This is a genomic window from Microcoleus sp. D3_18_C4 (assembly GCF_036702355.1).
Lineage (GTDB): Bacteria > Cyanobacteriota > Cyanobacteriia > Cyanobacteriales > Microcoleaceae > Microcoleus.
On sequence record NZ_JAUBTF010000048.1, the window covers coordinates 58,688 to 61,289 of the forward strand.

1 protein-coding gene is annotated in these 2,602 nt (G+C 50.0%); it reads right to left on the minus strand.

All coding sequences use genetic code 11. The features are described 5' to 3' along the window. On the minus strand, positions 1-2,522 hold a 2,522-nt coding region (locus QUA90_RS21825), incomplete at its 3' end, for a HEAT repeat domain-containing protein (protein ID WP_333447697.1). Positions 2,523-2,602: the final 80 nt, after the last annotated feature.

Consider the following 2,602-nt stretch of genomic DNA (forward strand, 5'->3'; position numbering starts at 1 on the left):
CCTAAGGCATCTGTCGCACTCCTACGCACATCATAGTCTGAATTTTCAACAAGTTTAAGTAATCCGGGAATTGCCGCCTTGTCACCCATTTTGCCTAAGGTATCTGCCGCATTTCTACGCACATCATAGTCTGAATATTCAACAAGTTTAAGTAATCCGGGAATTGCTGCCTTGTCACCGATTTTGCCTAAGGCATCTGCCGCACTACAACCCACAAAAGAGTCTGAATCTTCAATAAGTTTAAGTAATCCGGGAATTGCTGCCTTGTCACCAATTTCGCCTAAGGCATCTGCCGCACTCTTACGCACATCATAGTCTGAATTTTCAACAAGTTTAAGTAATCCGGGAATTGCCGCCTTGTCACCAATTTTGCCTAAGGTATCTGCCGCGCTCCTACGCACATAATAGTCTGAATCTTTAACAAGTTTAAGTAATTCAGCAATTGCTGCCTTGTCACCAATTTTGCCTAAGGGATCTACCGCCTTACTACGCACATAAGAGTTTGAATCTTTAACAAGTTTAAGTAATCCGGGAATTGCTGCCTTGTCACCGATTTTGCTTAAGGCATCTGCCGCCATACTACGCACATGAGAGTCTGAATGTTCAACGAGTTTAAGTAATCCCGGAATCGCCTGCTCGTCACCGATTTTGCCTAAGACATTTGCCGCCCTCCTACGCACATCAGAGTCTGAATGTTCAACGAGTTTAAGTAATCCCGGAATCGCCTGCTCGTCACCGATCGCGCCTAAGGCATCTGCCGCCCTCCTACGCACATCAGAGTCTGAATGTTCAACGAGTTTAAGTAATCCCGGAATCGCCTGCTCGTCACCGATCGCGCCTAAGGCATCTGCCGCGCTCCTACGCACATGAGAGTCTGAATCTTCAACGAGTTTAAGTAATCCCGGAATCGCCTGCTCGTCACCGATCGCGCCTAAGGCATCTGCCGCGCTCCTACGCACATGAGAGTCTGAATCTTCAACGAGTTTAAGTAATCCCGGAATCGCCTGAGCGTCACCGATATTGCCTAAGGCATATGCCGCCATCCTACGCACATCAGAGTCTGAATGTTCAACGAGTTTAAGTAATTCCGGAATCGCCTCATCCGATCGCGCTTCCCCCAAAAGCTCAACCTTCAACCACCCCGGCACATCCAACCGATCCACCAACCCAACCGTACACTTCTGAAACACCCGCTGCACCTCCCCCGCCAGCCGCGCCCCCAACCTCCAATTCACATCCAATGCCAGCCGCACCACCCGCACCGCCTGCACCTCATCTCGCAACAACGACAGCATGAACGCCAGAGGCTCCGTCCATTTAAAATAATTCAAATAGAAATGCTGCAACCGTCGATCGTCGATCGCATCTTGATGCTTCTCAGCTAACAGTTTCATCAACGCCCGCCCCGCATAATACTCCTGAAATAATTGGTGATGAAACTCAATTTCCTCCGGCTTTGCCGCCACCTGCAACAGATGATGTTCCAGCAAATCCTCTAGCCACTCCTTCGCTTTCGTTGGCGCATCCACCACCCCCCGATCGCGCAACCAGCACTCCAAAATCTCCTCAGCCCGATCGCGAGAAATAGCCACCCAACCATCGGTGGGGCGCTGCGAGTCACCCTGCAACATCACAAAAGCCAACTGCTGCAAAACCTCCGACTTGAAGCGCCGAAAATCATCCGAAACCAACGCACCGCGCTTAAACTCGTCATACTGGCGATCGAACTCCTGAAACAACTCGCCCTTACTCTGGGGAATTTTCCCGCTATTTTTAAACACCTTACACATCATTTCCAGTAGTAACGGCGTTTCGGCAATCTCTCGCAGGCGATCGCGCAATTGTTGCAGCAGCAAATCCCCATGTTGCGGCAAATGCTTGTGCACAAACTCCCGCATCTGCGGTTGCGTCAGCGCGCACATCTCCAGCTTTTTCTCAATGCCCAAAGATCCGCCCAGCGCCAAATCCCGCGTCGTGAAAATCATCGGCGTATCGGGATGGTCGTCGTGGAATAGCTGCAAATCCTGCCGCTTTTGTTGCGATGGCATCTCATTCACGCCATCCAGCAACAGCAGCAACCTGCTATCAAACAGCAAATCCTCCACCTCTGTGTAGCTCACTCTGAGCTTTGCTTGTCGAAATTCGGCACAGATTGCGTCTTTAATCGAGCGATCGCTCCTCAACTGCACCAACACCGGAATCTGTCGATCGCCCTCCTTGAGCGCTTCTAGTGCCAATTCCCACCGAAAACGCTGCAATACCGTCGATTTTCCCGAACCTGGCTTGCCCACTAGCAGCACTTTTCCCTGCTGCACGTACTTGCGGAGTCCCGCCAGCACTTCCAGCCGCTCGATTTTCGTTTCTGGTTTCTTTTCTGGGGATGGAGGTTGCGATCGATCCTCCGGTGGCTTTTCCACCCGCACCTCCACCTGTAAATCCGTCAGCGTGTAGAGATGCTGTTGTTTTTTATAAGACTCAACCAGGGATTGCAGATATTTAGGAAAATCAACTGGTGTCGCCATTTGATTAGATCTCTTGCAAAATAATTTTATGATATAATGAAAAGTTTTGCTGAGATTTAATTGAATCCCAACTCCTAACT